This window comes from Bacteroidota bacterium, assembly GCA_041658205.1.
Taxonomy (GTDB): domain Bacteria; phylum Bacteroidota; class Ignavibacteria; order UBA10030; family UBA8401; genus UBA8401.
The window spans coordinates 2419722-2438406 of record JBBAAO010000001.1 but is presented as its reverse complement, the minus strand read 5'-3'; the positions used below and the strand labels follow the sequence as shown (position 1 = coordinate 2438406).

At 40.2% G+C, this 18685-nt stretch carries 11 protein-coding genes and 1 tRNA gene; 11 read left to right on the top strand and 1 reads right to left on the bottom strand.

From position 1 onward, the window contains the following. The first annotated feature begins 1 nt into the window (after position 1). The 10 genes from WDA22_10050 to WDA22_10005 all read left to right on the top strand — a co-directional run bounded on the left by WDA22_10050 (position 2) and on the right by WDA22_10005 (position 13854). The gene (locus WDA22_10050; protein MFA5833804.1) at positions 2-838 is read left to right on the top strand and encodes a PEGA domain-containing protein; all 837 of its coding nucleotides are present in this window, start codon (positions 2-4) and stop codon (positions 836-838) included. A 47-nt stretch (positions 839-885) separates the two neighbouring features. Further along, complete coding sequence (locus tag WDA22_10045) at positions 886-1803, top strand: TlpA disulfide reductase family protein (GenBank protein MFA5833803.1); 918 nt, start codon at positions 886-888, stop codon at positions 1801-1803. A 148-nt stretch (positions 1804-1951) separates the two neighbouring features. Beyond that, entirely contained in the window at positions 1952-2869 is a 918-nt protein-coding gene (locus WDA22_10040; protein MFA5833802.1) for a hypothetical protein, read from the top strand. 84 nt (positions 2870-2953) lie between these two features. Beyond that, entirely contained in the window at positions 2954-3772 is an 819-nt protein-coding gene (locus tag WDA22_10035; protein ID MFA5833801.1) for a DUF1207 domain-containing protein, read from the top strand. Positions 3773-3957: 185 nt separating this feature from the next. Then, on the top strand, positions 3958-5484 hold the full coding sequence (locus WDA22_10030) for a tetratricopeptide repeat protein (protein ID MFA5833800.1): 1527 nt from the start codon (positions 3958-3960) through the stop codon (positions 5482-5484). A gap of 164 nt (positions 5485-5648) precedes the next feature. Then, on the top strand, positions 5649-8156 hold the full coding sequence (locus WDA22_10025) for a glycoside hydrolase family 20 zincin-like fold domain-containing protein (GenBank protein MFA5833799.1): 2508 nt from the start codon (positions 5649-5651) through the stop codon (positions 8154-8156). A gap of 289 nt (positions 8157-8445) precedes the next feature. Beyond that, positions 8446-8949, top strand: coding sequence for a DinB family protein (locus WDA22_10020; GenBank protein MFA5833798.1), 504 nt, complete (start codon positions 8446-8448; stop codon positions 8947-8949). Between the two features lie 59 nt (positions 8950-9008). Continuing rightward, on the top strand, positions 9009-9419 hold the full coding sequence (locus tag WDA22_10015) for a YbaN family protein (protein ID MFA5833797.1): 411 nt from the start codon (positions 9009-9011) through the stop codon (positions 9417-9419). Between the two features lie 35 nt (positions 9420-9454). Continuing rightward, a complete protein-coding gene (locus WDA22_10010; protein ID MFA5833796.1) occupies positions 9455-12496 on the top strand; it encodes an amidohydrolase family protein in 3042 nt (1013 codons plus the stop codon). Next, positions 12493-13854, top strand: a complete 1362-nt coding sequence (locus WDA22_10005; GenBank protein MFA5833795.1) for an amidohydrolase family protein — start codon at positions 12493-12495, stop codon at positions 13852-13854. Before WDA22_10010 ends, WDA22_10005 begins: the two co-directional genes overlap by 4 nt. 199 nt (positions 13855-14053) lie before the next feature. Here the strand turns inward: WDA22_10005 and WDA22_10000 are convergent. Next, positions 14054-14127 (bottom strand) — tRNA-Met (locus tag WDA22_10000). A 712-nt stretch (positions 14128-14839) separates the two neighbouring features. Between WDA22_10000 and WDA22_09995 the strand changes: the two genes are divergently transcribed. Further along, positions 14840-18373 carry a PAS domain S-box protein gene (locus WDA22_09995; protein MFA5833794.1) on the top strand — a complete coding sequence of 1178 codons (3534 nt, stop codon included), beginning with the start codon at positions 14840-14842 and terminating at the stop codon, positions 18371-18373. Positions 18374-18685 lie beyond the last annotated feature (312 nt).

The window sequence follows — 18685 nt, the reverse complement described above, 5'->3', positions numbered from 1 at the left end:
TATGAATCACGTCTTGCGATATCTCTTTTTAAGTATCATCATTTCAATCCTTGGATGTGAAAAAGAAGAATCCATTGTGTACATTTCTCGCGAAACGGACAATAAAATCATTGTCTATGGAAAAATATATTGCGAAACATATCCTGCCGGAGCTAAAATATATATTGATAGTCTGTTCACAGGAAAAGTAACACCGGCACTTATTGATAGTGTAACGGAAGACATTCACGCGGTTGAATTTAAGAAAATGTATTTTTCAGATTACATCACCGCCGCACAAGTCCGGTCAAATGTCATTCCTGCGATTCGGTGCACACTGAAGCAAACATTGAATATTTCAAACTACTTCCCGCTCACAGTAGGATCTTCCTGGAAGTATGAGCGAATAGATACGGGGCTTAGTAATTACACCGATACCACTGGTTTCTCCGTAGCAGATATGGGTGTTGCTAACAATGGAACAGTAGGCGCTTTATGGATCGAGAAATATGGAACAGTGATCGATTCGAATATTGTCTATGAAAATAACGATACACTCAGGTTTAATTTGTCTGGATATGAAAGCAAGACGTTTCCGTTTCCCCTCTCAATTGGCAAAACATGGAGTGTCGGTTCATTACGGTATAATGTTGATACCATTGAAACTGTAACGACAAAAGTCGGTGTGTTTCAAAACTGTGCTAAAGTCCAAAAAAATACGATTGTTCCCAACACGTATGGGCATCCAACATATTGGATTCACCCCGACGTTGGAATCGTAAAAGTGTATGATTATGATTTTGTTGAACGGCGATATCAAGTTTGGAATCTTAAGTCGTACTTCATTGCGCAAAAATAGTCATTCACAGTATGCCAGATTTTATTTATCTAGATGAAAGAAAATATATGCGATCAGCACTTTTCGTTTTATTGTTGTTAGGATTAACTGTCGGTGTAATAATTGGTCAAACAGCCAAACCTGTTGATACGACTAACACATTCCATGCTGTATTTCTGGAAAAGAGTACTGCCGAAGCCTATACCCAACACTTTACCAGTTGGAAACAAAAGCCTCTTTATTCTGCCACTCTCCTTGCTGGTGAAACGCCATTGTCTTTAGAATTTGTCTGGAGTATAGATAGTTTAGGGAAGGATTGGTTCTGGTTAATTCAGAACTATGGAACTAATGGATATAGCACACTTTTAGTCATGTTAGAAAAAACAACGGAATATCAGCTGAAAGGAACGCGAAACTTTCAATTGTTTGAAAATAATTATGATGACTATCAGATGGAATTTGTCGTACTTCTAGACAGTAAAATGTTGTTATTTCGATGGAATAGTCCGGAAAAATCATCAACAACTGCTGAAGCAATTCCGGTATTTAAGTCGAATCCGATAAAAGTAGGAAAACCAATGCCCGAAGTCTCCATCAATACACTTTCAGGTTTTCCCTATCGTCTTCGGTATCAAAATGATTCAATAACAGTAATTAATAGTTGGAATACATATTGTCAGCCTTGTGTGCTAGAGATGCCAGAGTTAAATAAGCATGAAAAAAAATATTCTGGAAGAAAAATTAAGTTCATATCAGTTGCATGGAATAAAGAATCAGAAGTTAAAGAATTTTTAAAACAAAACCCTTTTCGGTATCAGCATACATTATTTAATGATAGTACATTTTCTATTTTGGGAGGAACGTTCCCGCGAAATGTCATTATTGATGCAAAAGGAATTGTTGTGTATGATCATATAGGATATGATTCACTATCCACACAGACATTTGGCATGAAGATCAACAACCTATTAAAAGCCAAGGAATGATGATTTAATCTCTTAAGGGTCTAATTCCCCGCCGCTTGCGGCGTCATTCCGGCGAAAGCCGGAATCCAGGACCTGGATGCCAGCGTACGCTGGCATGACAAGATACCTCGCGGCTTGCCGCGAGGACATTCATTTTTTGCCATCATTGATGAAAATTGAATGTAATGATCAAAACAATCAGATCAGGCAACAGTCCCAACGACATACCATGACATTAGCATATTTAAAAGCTTCATTACTTCTCTCATTTCTCGCAATTTCTGAAATTTACGGCGCTACTCTCAAAGGGACCATTACACTGCAGGATGGTCAAAGATCTTATGAACTCATTACTGTGGGAATTAAAGGTACTGTTCTTGGAAGTCTCGTAGATAAAAATGGATTGTATGAAATTGAACATGTGCCGATCGGAAGACACATTGTCGCGTTTTATGGCCTTACATATATTTCCAAATATGATACTCTGATTGTTGCCGATTCAAATTCCATTACAATCCATAACGTAACATTGAATGTTCCCCTTGTTGAATCCAATGACTCCCTGGAAAAATATCACCAACGAATTGACAGAGAAAATGAAAAACAGAAAGTATTACAAATAGAATTACATGGATATTCTTTTGTAAACGGTCGTTTGAAAATTCAAGTATCGATGCATAACACTTCATCAATGCCGTTAAATATTCTTCGGGTAGAACAATGTATTCTTCCCATCGAGGCAATTGTTAGAGATAGTGCCGGAAAGATCGTCCGACCGACCGAAATACGTGTTGATTGCGTTGGAGAAAAGATATTTCCGGATAGCAACGATGTGATTACTCTACCGGAAGGAAAGACAATCACGTACCCAGCAGTAATGCTTGATTATTATAATTTCAATATTCTTCCGACAGGGAAATATGATGTTCTGCTAAAATATATATTCCATAAGCCAGGTCGGTTATGTTGTTATAACTTTACATCAAAGTACAAAGAAACGTATGCTGATGTGATCAAAACATATATTAGTTCATTGCGAGGCGAGTACGAATCAGTGAATATGTTGACCGTGGAAAATAAACGTTAATTTTCAAAGCGAATGTTGCTTCCAATAAAGCAAAGATTCAGTGTTCAATTGGTAACTAAGATAACTGGATAAACTAAAAATGTTATGAATTCTATCTCTCGTATTTTTTCCCTTTGTTTAATAAGCATCAACATCCTTACCGCACAAATTATTGAACAGCTTCACTTTTTTCCCGAATCGACCTATGTCTCCACATTTACGGCAGATGCACATGCTCATCGGATGGAGGTGGAGAATATTATTTTCACCAAAAATGAACGTGCATCTGTCGGAGGAGTTTTTCCGGTATTCAATCTTGATCTCTTCGGAACAGTTGTCCAGGCAAATTTCGGAGGATCGATTCATTTTGAATTGAATCCCATGGGACAAGCTCATGTTGTTTCGAATGATTACTATGTGGATTATCTTCTTCTGGATATTCCAGTACAACAATTCTATTTTGCCCGTTTTATTACCGGACACACAAGCCATCATTTAAGCGACAACTGGTACGAACGATTGAAATTGACCTCTGCAATTCGATATTCCCGCGATTATGTGAAACTCTGTGTTATTCAAGAAACTGATGTCAACAATCAACTCTACGTCGGAGCAGATTACGCCTATATATTTACAGTGAATGGTTTAAGGATTAATAAACGGTGGACACTTCAAACGGGTGGCAAAGTTTCTTTAGCGGAAGTATATCCTTCAATTATTCTTTATGCAGCGGGAGACTGTAAAGTGCGACAGGAAGCGAAATTTGCCGCAACGAATACTGTGCAATTAGGGTTTGCAACGCCGATGCAAAAAGGCAAAATGCTTCGTATTTCTTACCAATTTCGAACAGGACTGGATGAACGAGGCCAGTTTTTTTCACAACATCGAACGCTACATACGGTGGGTTTTTCCATTGAACCATAATGGCAACAATTGTCAATTGCTGATGATTCAGAATGATTCTATATTGCAGGAAATATTTCGATCGTATTAGAAGAATCTCATAAATATACCACCATCGACTGTCTAAGGGGGGCACTTCGGGAACACATTCATTATTCTAAATTATTGTTGAGAACATGTTTCACTTTTTGTTCAAAATATTTATCATGAAAAAAATTCTACTATTTCTTTTTCTTGTTTCTCTATCGTTATCCCATGCGCAAACTCGCCAACTCGATTCGTTAAAAGAAATTCTTCCCACGCTTACTGGAAAACCGCGGCTGGAAGCTCTCTTCATACTTGCCAATCAATTGGAAGGGATCGTCCCCAAGCAGGCGCTGGAATTTGGTCTTGAAGGAGTAATGATTTCGGAACAATTAGGCGATTCCGCTTCATTGGCGACCTTATACGCATCACTGGCATTCAGTTCCAGTGAACTCGGGAATTTTGCACAGGCATTGAAATATGGATACCAATCGCTGGAGATAAGCAAACTGATTAATAACAAAAAGAAAATTGCGAGCGCCAACAGCACATTAGGAATTGCCTACGTCTACATCGGACAATACAGCAGAGCGTTGCAGCACCATCTTGAAGCATTGCGTATCCGTGAAGAATTGGGATTAGTTGTTCCAACGGCAAATACGCTGAACAACATTGGAATTGTCTATCATAACATCGGTCAATATGACAAAGCTATTGAATATTATAAACGTGCTCAGGACCGTCATGGAGCGTCATTACCCGATGTTGTGAAAGCTCGATACTATACGAATATTGGATACTCCGAATACAAGCGCGGAAATTTTGAAGCGGCAATGAAATATCACTCCGAAGCACTTGAGATTGCGGAGCAATCCAACTATACAGGAACGCTGGCATATATATACTTCAATCTCGGAATTATGCACTCGGAAAAACGGGAGTATGAAAAAGCAGTGACATATTCGCTTCTCTCACTGTCCTATTATGAAACACTTGGTCAAAAATACGGAATGCTGCAGTTATTTAATGCGTTGGGAACGATCTATTACAAAACAGCAAACTATCGAAAATCGATGCTGTATTTGGACAGTGCGGTTGTTCTCGCAAAACAGATCAACGCTCCAGATCAGTTAAAAACAAGTTATGAAACATATTATTTGATATATGAAAAAACAGGTCAAATAGAAAAAGAACATCATTATTATCAACTATATACGTTGGCGAAGGATTCGTTGATGACCCATAACGAATCGAAAAAGATTGCAGAGATTATCATTAGTAATGAAATTGTTGAAAAACAACAGCTGATTGAATTATTGAAAAAAGAAAAGACCATTTCTGAATTGAATCTTGAAAAAGATAGTTTTCAATTGAATGTGATGTACGCGGGTGCGTTAATATCTGTTGTAGTGATCGGTTTTCTCTATTCAAACAATCGCCGGATTCAAAAAAGTAAATTGCTGGTTGAACAAAAAAATGAAGAGATGAAATTATTGAACGATCATTTACAGCAAAAGGTGAGTGAAGTGCAGTTACTCAGCGGATTGCTACCCATTTGTGCCAATTGCAAAAAAATTAGGGATGATAATGGAGCGTGGGAGCAGATGGAACAATATATCACCAAACGGAGTGAGGCGAAATTTTCGCATGGCATTTGCCCCGACTGTATGAAAGCATTATATGGCAAAGTATACATGAAAGAGCAATAAATCCTCAAAGGCGTTTCAATGATGAATTGTCCTGACTGTTTTCTGACAATGTGCAGATGAATAGTGTAACGATTACCATAAACCGCGTATATTTCTACCGCTCTCTTTTGTATTGAAAAACTGCTTTGTATCGGTTATCTTTTCCCATTCTATAAGGACTCGTTATGAGATATTTTTTTATCATCTGCCTGATAACATCACTTCTTTCTGCAAAAAACCACGCAATTCTACCAATTCCTCAATCATTAACTGAAAAGAATGCGTCGTATAAAATTACATCGTCAACGAAAATTGTTTTAGGAAGCGACAATCCGTTAGAGCAATTTATTGCTGAACAATTAAACGATGAATTTTCCATTCTGAAAGAAACCCGGTTGAAAATTGTTGGAGAATCTTCGGTCCGCAAATTAACAGCAAATTATATCTTTATCGGGAAACCAACAACAAAATACGGAAAGAAATTTCTTTCGGATCGAAAAGGAAAACTCACTCCGGAAATGAAAGCCGAAGGATATTTTCTGGATGTAGATGCAGACGGAATTGTTATTATTGCCGAATCGGAAAAAGGAATGTTTTACGGAGTAATGTCGTTACTGCAATTGTTGCGGTTGGAAAAACGAAGTGTGATTGTGGATGGTGTTTCAATCCATGATTTTCCCTCCCAAAAGATGCGCGGAATTACGGACGATATCAGTCGCGGTCAGGTTTCCACATTGGATAATTTGAAGAAAATTGTCCGGTTTTGCGCCCGGTATAAGATGAATATCTATTGTCCATATATTGAAGATGTATTTCAATTTAAAAAACATCCTGCCATCGGAAAGAATCGCGGAGCATTGAGTGCAACAGAATGCAAAGAGCTTGATGCATACGCCAAAAAATATTTTGTAGAAGTGATACCGATCTTTGAAACGCTCGGCCACTGGGAGAATATTCTTATTCTTCCGGACTATGCGAAGTATGCCGAGTTTCCCGGGGCGCAGACAGTGAATGTATCGGACGAAAAAGTATACTCATTACTAGATGAAATGATCGGTGAGATTGCCGCCTGTTTTAGTTCTCCGTATTTCAATATTGCCGCGGATGAATCGTGGGATGTGGGACTGGGAGTGAACAAGGAACGAGTAAAGAAAAGTGACCTGGCCACCGTTCATGCCGAACATTATAAACGAACATTTGATATTGTTAAGAAACATGGGAAAAAAGTGATGATGTACGGTGATATTATCCTCGATCATCCGGAGATTCTGAAAAAAATTCCGCAAGATGTCACAATGGTCGATTGGCATTACGGAACATCATTTGATTATCCAAGTCCTGAAATATTTAAGAACGCCGGATTTCCGTACGTTGTCTCTCCCGCAGTCTGGAATTTTACGGGACCATTTCCAAATTATCTTAATACTTTTTTGAATATTCAGAATTTGAGTCTGGATGGATATCAAAACGGTTCGCAAGGTATTCTTTGTTCCAATTGGAACGATTTTGGGGGAGAAGCATTGCGGGAGCTGAATTATTTTGGATACGCCTGGAACGCAGAATGTGCGTGGAATCCATTGCACGCCGATCAAGAATCGTTTCAACAAAGGTTCTTTGCAGATTTTTTCGGCACTCAGGAAACGAATAACATTCGCACAGTCTATTTATTATTGACGAATCCCGCTAATCAATATCATTGGTATGAACTTTGGCGTCATCCAATGTTGCAAAATCGTGACGACATGATCTGGGAAAAAAGGCTGCCATTAATGCAGCGGATGCAGAGCATCAATTCAACAATGCCATTCGCGTTGGAATTGATTGAGAGTGCGTCAAAAACAGTCACCAAAAACAGTGATCATCTTCAATATCTTTCCTTCGTGGCAAAACTGAACCTTTGGTTTGCGGAAAAAATCGAGGCACAGGAAAAAATTAAACTGCTGCTGAAAGATACCGTAAAAACAAAGTCGGAGATAGCGATGCAGATATCGACGATGAGCAAAAAGATTGTGGAGGAATTAATGAAGGTGAAGACAGAATTCGAGCGAGTATGGCATACCACGAATAAAACGGAATCGATTCAATTACTCTTGAATCGTTATGATCGACAAGCTGCGTATTGGAGCGAACTTACCGATCAACTGGCACACGAAGAGTATGTTGTTGATCCTATTATTAAAAGTCAATGGATCTATCATCCGAATGCAAAAGATTCCACGCAGATTCCCAAAGCATATTTTCGGAAATCCTTTTCGGTGGAAAAGGGAGTGAAGACAGCTGCTATTCAATTGTTGGGTGATTCCTGGGTAAAATTATCGGTGAATGGAAAGGCAGTCGGCGAAGTTTCTGCGCGTCGTTCCTTATCGCTGATGGTTGAGAACCAGAGAGCAAAGATCTTTGACATAGCACTATTATTGAACGATTCAGTAAATGTGATATCAGTGGAAGCACAAAATTTTCAAGAAAATGGTTCTGCAGGAGTCAATGTATATGGTGAGATCATTTCTGTCGCTGGTGCAAAACAAATAATCGCAACCGATAATTCCTGGATGGTTTCCGATACAACATCAACAGATTGGAGCACAATACAATTCAATACAAAGGCATGGCCGCAGGCTGTCCCAAAAAAATATCCGCTTCCGGTTGTAGCACCGAATCTTTCCACCGGAAGAACGAGCTGGTTCGAACGATAACAGCAGTATTTCCAACATGAATCCCTTGTTATCCTGAGCGACCTGTCCGCTCGACGAGTCGAGTCCTGGACCTTCTTTTGCCGAAGGCTTCACTTCGTGATTGGCGGAAGCGAAGGATCTGAGTGAAGTGTTAATATTATAGCGAAGCGAAGAATTATGGAATTGTTTAAGGAGTCCCATTTGCTAAGACTCATCGCTGCGCGCAGAGCGTCATAAGATAAAATTGCCTTCGATGTTTTGATTCACCGTATGCGGAGAACAATCCAAACCAAAGAGAGTATGATTTCAAATGGAAACAACACCAGTAATTGAAAACGAGCAACGCTACTTTATTGAATGCTGCCGAACCAAATTAGTCAAAGAATATCTTCCAAAGATTGAAGATTGCTTGAAAAATATTTCGGACGATGATCTTTGGTGGCGAGCGTACGAAACGAACAATTCCATTGGGAATCTCATATTGCATTTGAGGGGTAATATCCGACAATGGGCTTTTCACCATTTGGGCGGACATGAATATCATCGAGAACGGCATCAAGAATTTTCGGAAAGAACTCATATTCCCAAAGTGGAATTGATCTCCCATCTGAGATCAGCTGTTCTGGATGTTGATACTGTTTTAAAGAACTTTCCGACCGAACATCTTCTAAAACACTATGATATCCAAAAATATCACGTCACAGGATTGGAAGCTATTCTTCATATTACGGAACATTTTTCGTATCATGTGGGGCAAATTGTGTATATCACAAAGTTACGAACAGGAAAAGATTTGAAGTTCTATAATTTATAATTTAAGAGTAGTCGACCGGTTTCACTATTCAAGGTAAGCTTATCCAGATAATAAAAGGCATGCAGAAAGAAGAAACACTCCCCAAAATTACCATTTCTCAAAGACCAATCGTTCGGTGGACACTCTTATTGGCGGGAACTGTGTTTGTTGGGATCGGCATCCTCGGAATTTTTCTGCCGTTACTGCCGACGACCGTATTTTTCTTGATGGCAGCTTGGTGTTATGCCCGCAGTTCACGCAAATTTTACGATTGGCTCCATCATAACAAATACTTCGGCAAATATTTAGAGAATTATCGCGAAGGAAAGGGGATTACCCGTTCTTCCAAAATCTCTACAATTATCATATTGTGGGGAGGAATTCTTTACTCTATATTCGTAACACATTCTCTTATTATTCAACTGATCTTGTTGGCGATCGCTATTGGTGTGACGATCCACGTTGTTATGATCCCAACGAACAAAGAATAAAAATCCGTTTTTCTTTATTTTTACAAAGGAGCAATATGAAAAAACCGTTCTTGTTGCTGTTGTTGAGCTGTACTATTCTCTATGCTCAATCAACGCAGCCGACAGAAGGTATTCGTAAGAACACACCTGCCGTTCACGCCCTCAAAAATCTCACCATTGTTCAAGCACCCGGAAAGAAGATTGCAAAAGGAATCATCGTAATACGTGACGGTGTGATTCAATCAGTTGGTGCGAATATTGCGATTCCTGCCGATGCACGCGAATGGGATTGTACGGGAATGACCGCATATGCAGGGATGATCGATCTCTATTCAGATTATGGTCAGTCGAAACCGAAAGTGCAGGGAGCTCAGCCGGAAGCTCAGCGTGGATCGAATTATTGGAACCCGAATGTGAAAGCAGATTTGTCTGTATCGGAAATTTTCTTTCCGGAAACAGAGGCAGCAGAAAAGCTTCGTGCCGTCGGATTTACAACGGTATTATCTGTGCCGCAAAATGGAGTGATTAAAGGGAGCAGTGTGTTGGTAAATCTCGGTGACGATGCGGCAAATACTCAAGTGCTTCGTTCACATGTTTTTCAGCATACGAATCTTGCTTATCAGAATGTTGGCGATGGTTATCCCGATTCACATATGGGAACGATCGCGTTGATTCGCCAGACATTCATCGATGCAAAATGGTACGCCGATGCTCAAAAGATCTATTCGAAGAATCCCAATCAACAGCGTCCGGAAGAGAATAAAACTCTTGCAGCGCTTGAAAATATCGTCACCGGCAAACAACAAATGGTGATTGAAACGAACGATGAATTAAAAGCACTGCGTGCCGATAAAATTGCCAAGGAATTTTCTCTTCAATGGATTCTTCGCGGAAGTGGCTATGAATACCGCCGCATCGATGCGATCAAAGAACTTAAAACAACGGTTATTCTTCCTGTCAATTTTCCTGATGCTCCGAACGTTGAGACGCCGGAAGATGCATTTAACACCGGTTATGAGGAATTGCGCCATTGGGATTTTGCGTCTGAGAATCCTGCCCGGCTGAAAAATGCTGGAGTGAATTTTGCGTTGACCGCCAATCAATTGAAAGATGTATCAAAATTCCGTTCCATGGTAAAAACGGCAGTCGATTGTGGATTACGTGCTGAAGATGCTCTTGCATCAGTAACGACAATCCCCGCTCAAATCGTCGGAATGGAAAAACAACTCGGATCGATCGATGCAGGAAAGATCGCAAATATTGTGTTAACGGATGGAGAACTTTTTGGCGAAAAGACAAAGATTCTGGAAACGTGGATTGAAGGGAATCGCTATGAGATAAAAGCCGCACAAGTTGTTGATGTGCGTGGAGTTTGGAGTTATTCATTGAAGCGAGCCAATGCAAAACCTGATACGGGTACATTGGATATTTCAGGAGAGAATGATGCTATCTCCGTATCTGTTCTTAAAGGATCGCTAAAAGCAAAAGCAAATACTGCTTCGATTTCACAAAAACAATTTTCGTTATCCTTTGATAGTGATTCGCTCGGTGCTAAAGGTATCATCCGTTTATCGGGATCAGTCAATGATAATTTGATTGCCGGATTGTTTGAATTGCCTGACGGGCAATCGGGAACCTGGAATGCAAAACGAACAAAAATGTTTGCAGAAAAACCTGATACAGCGAAACCAGTTGTGCCGCTCTGTTCAACAACTGAACTCTTGTTCCCTGATGGTGCGTTTGGTCGTAAAGAAGTTCCCAAGCAGCAGGATGTGTTGATTAAAAATGCAATGATCTGGACAAGCAGCGCACAGGGAAATCTTGAAGGATCCGATCTTTTAGTGAGCAAAGGAAAAATTGCAAAGATCGGAAAAGGACTTTCTGCTCCCGGTGGAACGCTTGTTATTGATGCAAAGGGAAAGCATGTTACCGCGGGATTGATCGATGCACATTCGCATACCGCAATTTCAGAGGGAGTGAACGAAGCTGGTCAAGCAATCACCGCCGAAGTGCGTATTGGTGATGTTGTCAACTCGGATGATATTAATATTTACCGTCAGCTTGCCGGTGGATTGACAACGATGAATCAGTTACACGGATCTGCTAATGCCATTGGGGGACAAAATCAGGTCTCTAAATTACGATGGGGTGCGTTGCCGGAACAAATGAAATTTGAAGGTGCAATCAGCGGAATTAAATTTGCTCTTGGTGAAAATCCAAAACAATCCAATTGGGGTGAAAAATATATGACTCGTTATCCGCAGACACGTATGGGTGTGGAACAGATTATTCGCGACGAATTTACTGCTGCGCAGGAGTACGAAAAAGCAATGGCATCATCAAAATCCTATCCAACAGTAATACCGCCACGCCGCGATCTGGAATTGGAAACGCTCGTGGAGATCCTTAATAAAAAAAGACTTATTCATTCTCACTGCTACAGACAAGATGAAATTATGATGCTGTTAAAAGTCTCCGATGATTTTGGCTTTCAAATCGGGACACTCCAGCACATTTTAGAAGGTTATAAAGTTGCCGATGAGATGGCAAAACGGGGAGTTGGCGGTTCAGCTTTCAGCGATTGGTGGGCTTATAAATATGAAGTGATCGATGCAATTCCGTATGCGGGTGCATTAATGCATAATGCCGGAGTTCTTGTTTCGTACAATTCCGATAGTAATGAAATGGCGCGCCGGTTGAATACCGAAGCTGCGAAAGCAGTGAAATATGGCGGTATCAGTGAGATAGAAGCGCTCAAATTTGTCACCATCAATCCAGCAAAACAATTGCGTATTGATAGTCGCGTCGGTTCACTGGAAGTCGGCAAAGATGCTGACTTTGTTATTTGGAGCGGGCACCCCCTCTCAACACATACAATCTGTGAACAAACATGGATCGATGGGCGAAGATATTTCGATAGAGAAGAAGATGCGTTGATGAGGGAAGATGTTCTAAAGAAAAAAGCGGAACTCGTCCAAAAAGCTTTAAAATCCAAAAAGAAAGGATCAGGAAGCGCATCGGCTCCTTCTCGTTCAACTAATTATTCTTGTCACGAAGAAATCAATACGCACACATTCGAAAATGAGGTGGGACAATGAAATCAATAATCAATGATCAATTGTCAATGAACAATTTGCTGTCCTACCGTTCGTTCAAGTTGATCTCACTCGCTCTCTTCATAGCTTCTATTGTAACATTTGCATCGACTCCCGTTCCAGCAAAGAAACAAGAAAAACCGATCGTTCTTATAGGCGGAACGATTCATACGGTGAGTGGATCTGTGATTGAAAACGGGATGATATTGTTCGACAAAGGGAAAATAGTTGCGCTGGGAGTATCAGTGGAAATTCCTGCAAATGCTGACAAGGTGGATGTTAAGGGAAAACATATCTATCCAGGACTTATTAACGCCGCATCCAATATCGGCTTAAATGAAATTGAAGCTGCTCGCGCAACCATAGATGTTGCCGAGACGGGAAATATCAATTCCAATGTTCGGGCGGAGGTTGCTGTGAATCCCGAAAGTGAATTGTTCCCGACGACTCGTGCCAATGGTATCACTGTATCGCACGTGATGCCGGGCGGAAGTCTCATCGCAGGTAAAACCGCCGCAATGATGATGGATGGCTGGACGTTTGAAGAAATGACATTGAAGGCTCCGGTCGGTTTGTATGTGAATTGGCCGAATCTCCGGATCAATCGTTCGCCATTTTCTCGTCAGTCCGTAGAAGAGCAAAAGAAAGCGATTGAAAATAATATGAAAGAGCTTCGAAATGCATTTGCTGAAGCTCGCGCTTATCTCAAAGCGAAAAAAGCATACGGAGAAAAACACCAGACCGATCTGCGGTGGGAGTCATTTGCATTGCTCTTCGAAAAAAAGATGGCGTTAGTTGTCGGAGCAAATGAAATATCACAGATTCAATCCGCTGTGCAGTTTGCAAAAGATCAAAATGTTAACCTCATCATCCATGGTGGACGTGATTCATGGAAAGTGGCAGAACTGTTGAAGGAAAATAATGTCAGTGTAATTGTTGAACCGATCCATGATCTTCCGAACAGACGATGGGAAGATTATGACAATCCATTTACCGTTCCCGTGAAATTATATAACGCCGGTGTATTATTTGCGATCTCCGGTGGCGGAAATTCGACGATGAATGAACGCAATATCGGGTTTCAAGCCGGAACGGCATCAGCATATGGACTGCCAAAAGAGGAGGCGCTAAAATCCATTACACTCAACGCAGCAAAAGTGCTTGGTATTGATTCGATGGTCGGCTCACTAGATGTTGGCAAAGATGCTACACTTATTGTAACAACTGGTGATCCTCTGGAGATTATGTCGAACATAGAAATGGAATTTATCCAGGGAAAGAAAATAGACCTTCGCAGTCGTCATACGGAACTATGGAAGAAATATCAGGAGAAGTACAAACAGTTGGGAATATTAAAATAACCAAAAAAGAATTCATGGAACAAAAAAGTCTCGGATGACCCGAGACTTTTTTGTTAGTTTGAACTGTTTTATTTCTTATTCAAGGAAAATGATTTTTTGCAACAGCTGAAGGATGGCGCTATATATGATTTGACTGACGAGAATAGCTTTTTGTCAATGGAACAAATACAAAAAAATCCCAAAAATTGGGATTTTTTTGTAGCGGGGGGGGGACTTGAACCCTCGACCTACGGATTATGATTCCGACGCTCTAACCAGCTGAGCTACCCCGCCAAGAAACTAAATTTCTATTTTATATTTGAACCGTCGACCTGCAAAAGATGATTCCGACTTGGCCGCCGTGTTGTTTGGCGGCCGCTCTAACCAGCTGAGCTACCCCGCCAATTTAATTTTTTTCAGGAGAAACTAAAGCAAAGCCCCTTTGGGACTGCCTGCCCCGTGCTTTTTACGGTGAGCTACCCCGCCAAAATTTGTGTTCAAACACTCATCAATTGCGAAGCCCGCCTTAATAGCAAAGCAAATTCGAGTAGTTTTTTAGTCCCTAAAATTCAGAATTTCTATCTATTGAGGAACACAGGCACAACATGAAGAACAGTTTTTGAGTTAAAAACAGACTGTTATTGAATATAAAAAAAAATCTCTTAGACTGCTATAGAAAAAATCATAAAAATTCTCTCCCCTTCGGACAAAAAATCCAGATCTAGCCTGGACACCATTCATTGAAAGAATCTTCAACTACTGCAAATTAGAAATCGTATTGTCAGATGAAAACATCATAAAATTCACATTCAAAAATGAAAAAAAGGATTACTCCATAGGGTTACAACTTAACCATTAAACTGGATATTTTTTTGCCAGTCAATTTGACATTGCGTTGAGATGTTGTAAATTAATTATGTGATAATCATTTATTTCAACTGCGAGTAATTGCCTTTCAAGTATTTCCAGCAGTGCATTCATGATGACATAGAGGGAAGCGATATTGATGAAAAGTAATAACAATACCCACATTGAAGAATCGTTACGTGAAAGCGAAGAACGGTATCGAAGTCTTATCGAATTCTTACCGGATGCAATGGCTGTGCATTCGGAGGGTAAATTTGTATTTATCAACCCTTCCGGTCTTAAACTTATTGGTGCAAAAGATCAATCGGAATTGATTGGTACACCGGTCCTCAACATTGTTCATCCCGATTACCAGGCAAAGGTTATTCAACGTATATCAGCAGCGATAAAAGAAAATAAACCGCAATCGATTGAAGAAGAAAAATTTATTCGATTGGATGGAACAGTAATCGACGTAGAGGTAATTTCGGTTCCGGTGATGTTCAATGGAAAAAAATCTATTCAAGTTGTAGTACGTGATATCACTCAGCGTAAACAGATGGAAGAACGACTTCGTCAATCTGAAGCACACTATAAGCAGGTTGTCGAGATATCTCCGAACGGTATTGCGATGGTGGGTACTGATGGACGAATTACGTATAGTTCACCGAAGATGTTTGATATTTTCAAAGTGCCTGTTGATGAAGTTGTCATCGGTACGTTATTTGAACGATGGATTGACCCGGGTTATCATGAAATAGCGCGAGCTCGTGTGCGAAGGATTATTGAAGAAAAAGTTGCTCTTGAATCGCATGAATATCAACTTTTACGATATGATGGAACAGTGTTTTGGGGAGAACTCATATCATCCCCGGTACTTGATGCACAAGGGAATGTTGTGAGCCTGATGGTCGTGTTTCACGATGTAACGGAACGAAAACGTGCCGAACAAGTTCAATCAGCAGTCTATCGCATTTCGGAATCTGCGCAGTCAGTTGTGCTGTTGGACGATCTCTTTCATTCCATTCATGGAATCATTTCCGAATTAATGCCCGCAAAAAATTTTTTTATTGCGATGTATGACTCTTCTAAAGATGTCATCGATTTTCCGTATCACGCAGATGAGTTTGACAATGATTGGAAGCCCATCCAACCCGGCAAAAGTATGACCGGGTATGTACTTCGGACTGGATTACCCATTTTAGTAACCCCTCAAATATTTCAAGAATTAAAAGCAGCGGGTGAAGTTGATTTGTATGGAACACACTCGGTCGATTGGATCGGTGTTCCGTTAAAAACGAAGCAAAACGAAACAATCGGCGTCATGGTCATTCAGACGTACAATGATGAGATCCGGCTAACCGAAAAAGATAAAAACATACTTGTGTTTGTCTCAACACAAGTGGCGAATGCCATTGAAAGAAAACAGACAGAGCATACTCTTCGCGAAAGTGAACATAGTTATGCAGGTCTTTTTAATTCTGTAACGGAAGCGATTTACATCCAAAACAGCGAAGGATATTTTCTTGATGTTAATGACGGCGTTGAAAAAATGTACGGTTATAGTCGAGATGAAATTATCGGCAAAACACCGGAGTTCCTTTCTGCACCGAATAAAAATGATCTTCCGCACATTATTGAACTCGTTGGGAAAACATTTACTACTGGAGTGCCCCACCAATTTGAGTTTTGGGGAAAACGGAAGAATGGCGAAATATTCCCCAAAGATGTGATCACCAATAAAGGGAAGTACTTTGGTCATGATGTTATCATCACGACAGCGCGAGATATTACAGATCGAAAACGTGCCGAACGCGCTTTGGAGGTAAGTGAGACACGGTATGGAAAGCTGATAGAGTCATTGCTCGACGGAGTATATAAAAGTAATCACGATGGCAAATTTATCGACGTCAATCCTGCTCTTGTCCAGATACTGGGTTACACGAACAAAGAAGAATTGATGGCTGTTGATATTAAAAAAGATCTCTACTTTGATGAAGTTGATCGGGAAAATGTCACGAAGCAGGAACTCGAAGAAAAGATCGCAGTGTATCGATTGAAAAAAAAGGATGGATCAGAAGTCTGGGTAGAAGATCACGGTCGATATGTTATGGATGAATCCGGTGCCATTCTTTTTCATGAAGGTATTCTTCGCGATGTGACTGAACGAAGACGGGCGGAAGAGGAATTGAAAATTGCTGCAACGGTTTATAAAGCACTTGGTGAAGCGATTGTGGTAACCGATGCTTCCAATAAAATTATGGCGATCAATCCTGCATTTACGAAACTGACAGGATATTCAAATGATGAAGCGATCGGACAGTCTCCATCCTTACTTCGGTCCGGGAAACATGACAAAAAATTTTATGATATCATGTGGAAATCGCTCAACAAGCTCGGTACATGGCAGGGGGAGATCATCAACCGTAAAAAGAACGGAGAACTGTTCGACGAATGGCTGAGTATCTCTTCGATCTATAATGAAAACGGTGAGGTCATCCAATATGTCGCCTTATTCTCTGATATCACAGAACAAAAAAAGATGCAAGCACAGCTGCTCCAATCACAGAAATTGGAAAGTCTAGGGACTCTTGCGGGAGGGATTGCACACGATTTCAACAATCTCTTGGCAATGCTTCTTGGTAATGCTGAACTATTGAAAAAACAGGTACCCCATGATTCAAAGCTGAATAAATATGTCGATCAAATTATCGATGTGTCACACAGAGGAGTGTCGATTTCAAAGCAATTGTTATTTTTCTCGCGACAATCCGAAGTGAATCTTCAACCAATATCTCTTTCCCACATCATTGAGGAAGTGAAGGTCATGCTCCAACATTTTATACCGAAGACCATCATTGTAAAAACGGACATCGGTGTTGAAAACGGGATTGTTAATGGCGATGCTGGACACCTTCATCAAATTATCTTAAATCTTTGTCTGAATGCAAAGGATGCCGTCGGCGACCATGGAACGATAACAATCTCTGAGCGGATGGTTGATGCATCTCTTATTAGCACTAAATTTTCTAGTGTCGCTCAGCGCTCATATGTCAGCGTAGCAGTCAGCGATACCGGAACAGGAATAGACGAAAATATTATTCCAAAAATTTTTGATCCCTTTTTCACCACAAAAGAAAAGGGGAAAGGAACGGGACTTGGACTTTCCATTGTTAATGGATTGGTTCGGAGCCATAATGGTTTTATCGATGTGGTCTCGAAAAAGGGGGAAGGAACCACTTTCACAATGTACTTGCCGACCTCAGACAACTATTCGGAAGTACAAGAACCCGTAGACCATCTTCTTTCGATTAAGGGGAAAACAATTCTTGTCGTTGACGATGAAGAATTATTCAGGAATGCATTGAAAGAAAATTTGGATAACGCCGGATGCACTGTTCTTACAGCATCGGATGGATTTTCTGCATTGGAGTTATATCGTCAACATGGAAATACGATCGATGTTGTTATTTCCGACCTCGGAATGCCCAATATGAGCGGAGAGGAGATGTACAAAAAACTAAAAATTATCAATCCTTCCGTTAAAGTGATCATTTCCTCGGGATATTTGGATCGTTCGATTCGATCTCAAATGATAGAAGACGGTATCAAAGAGGTTATTAATAAACCATACAAGTTCTCTGAGATTGATAGAATCATCGGAAATGTTCTTGCGATGGATAGTGAACTGTAACTTCCTTAGACTCAACACCGGCGAAATTATTTTAATGAACAGTTTTATCACTGTTCATGATTTTATACCCCAATAGATAACGAAGTCCCATTGGGACGGCCTACCTGTTCTGCCTTACCATGTTGATGAGAATTTTCCCATGCAATAAAATATTTCATCCGTCTATATTAAATTATGCCGGAATAATTTTCTTGCTTCGAAAAAATATCGTAAATTATATATCAAATTGATGAAACGATCGCTTATCGTTTGAAAATATTATTCGCTTTTATTTAAATTTTGTAATCATAGCTGTCCAAAATTAATCGTATA

Excerpts from the sequence above, each read along its gene's own strand:
- WDA22_10025 (MFA5833799.1), top strand. The coding sequence starts at position 5,649 with ATGAGATATTTTTTTATCATCTGCCTGATAACATCACTTCTTTCTGCA.
- WDA22_10005 (MFA5833795.1), top strand. The coding sequence starts at position 12,493 with ATGAAATCAATAATCAATGATCAATTGTCAATGAACAATTTGCTGTCC.
- WDA22_10030 (MFA5833800.1), top strand. The coding sequence starts at position 3,958 with ATGAAAAAAATTCTACTATTTCTTTTTCTTGTTTCTCTATCGTTATCC.
- WDA22_10045 (MFA5833803.1), top strand. The coding sequence starts at position 886 with ATGCGATCAGCACTTTTCGTTTTATTGTTGTTAGGATTAACTGTCGGT.
- WDA22_10010 (MFA5833796.1), top strand. The coding sequence starts at position 9,455 with ATGAAAAAACCGTTCTTGTTGCTGTTGTTGAGCTGTACTATTCTCTAT.
- WDA22_10015 (MFA5833797.1), top strand. The coding sequence starts at position 9,009 with ATGCAGAAAGAAGAAACACTCCCCAAAATTACCATTTCTCAAAGACCA.
- WDA22_10035 (MFA5833801.1), top strand. The coding sequence starts at position 2,954 with ATGAATTCTATCTCTCGTATTTTTTCCCTTTGTTTAATAAGCATCAAC.
- WDA22_09995 (MFA5833794.1), top strand. The coding sequence starts at position 14,840 with ATGAAAAGTAATAACAATACCCACATTGAAGAATCGTTACGTGAAAGC.
- WDA22_10040 (MFA5833802.1), top strand. The coding sequence starts at position 1,952 with ATGAAAATTGAATGTAATGATCAAAACAATCAGATCAGGCAACAGTCC.
- WDA22_10020 (MFA5833798.1), top strand. The coding sequence starts at position 8,446 with ATGGAAACAACACCAGTAATTGAAAACGAGCAACGCTACTTTATTGAA.
- WDA22_10050 (MFA5833804.1), top strand. The coding sequence starts at position 2 with ATGAATCACGTCTTGCGATATCTCTTTTTAAGTATCATCATTTCAATC.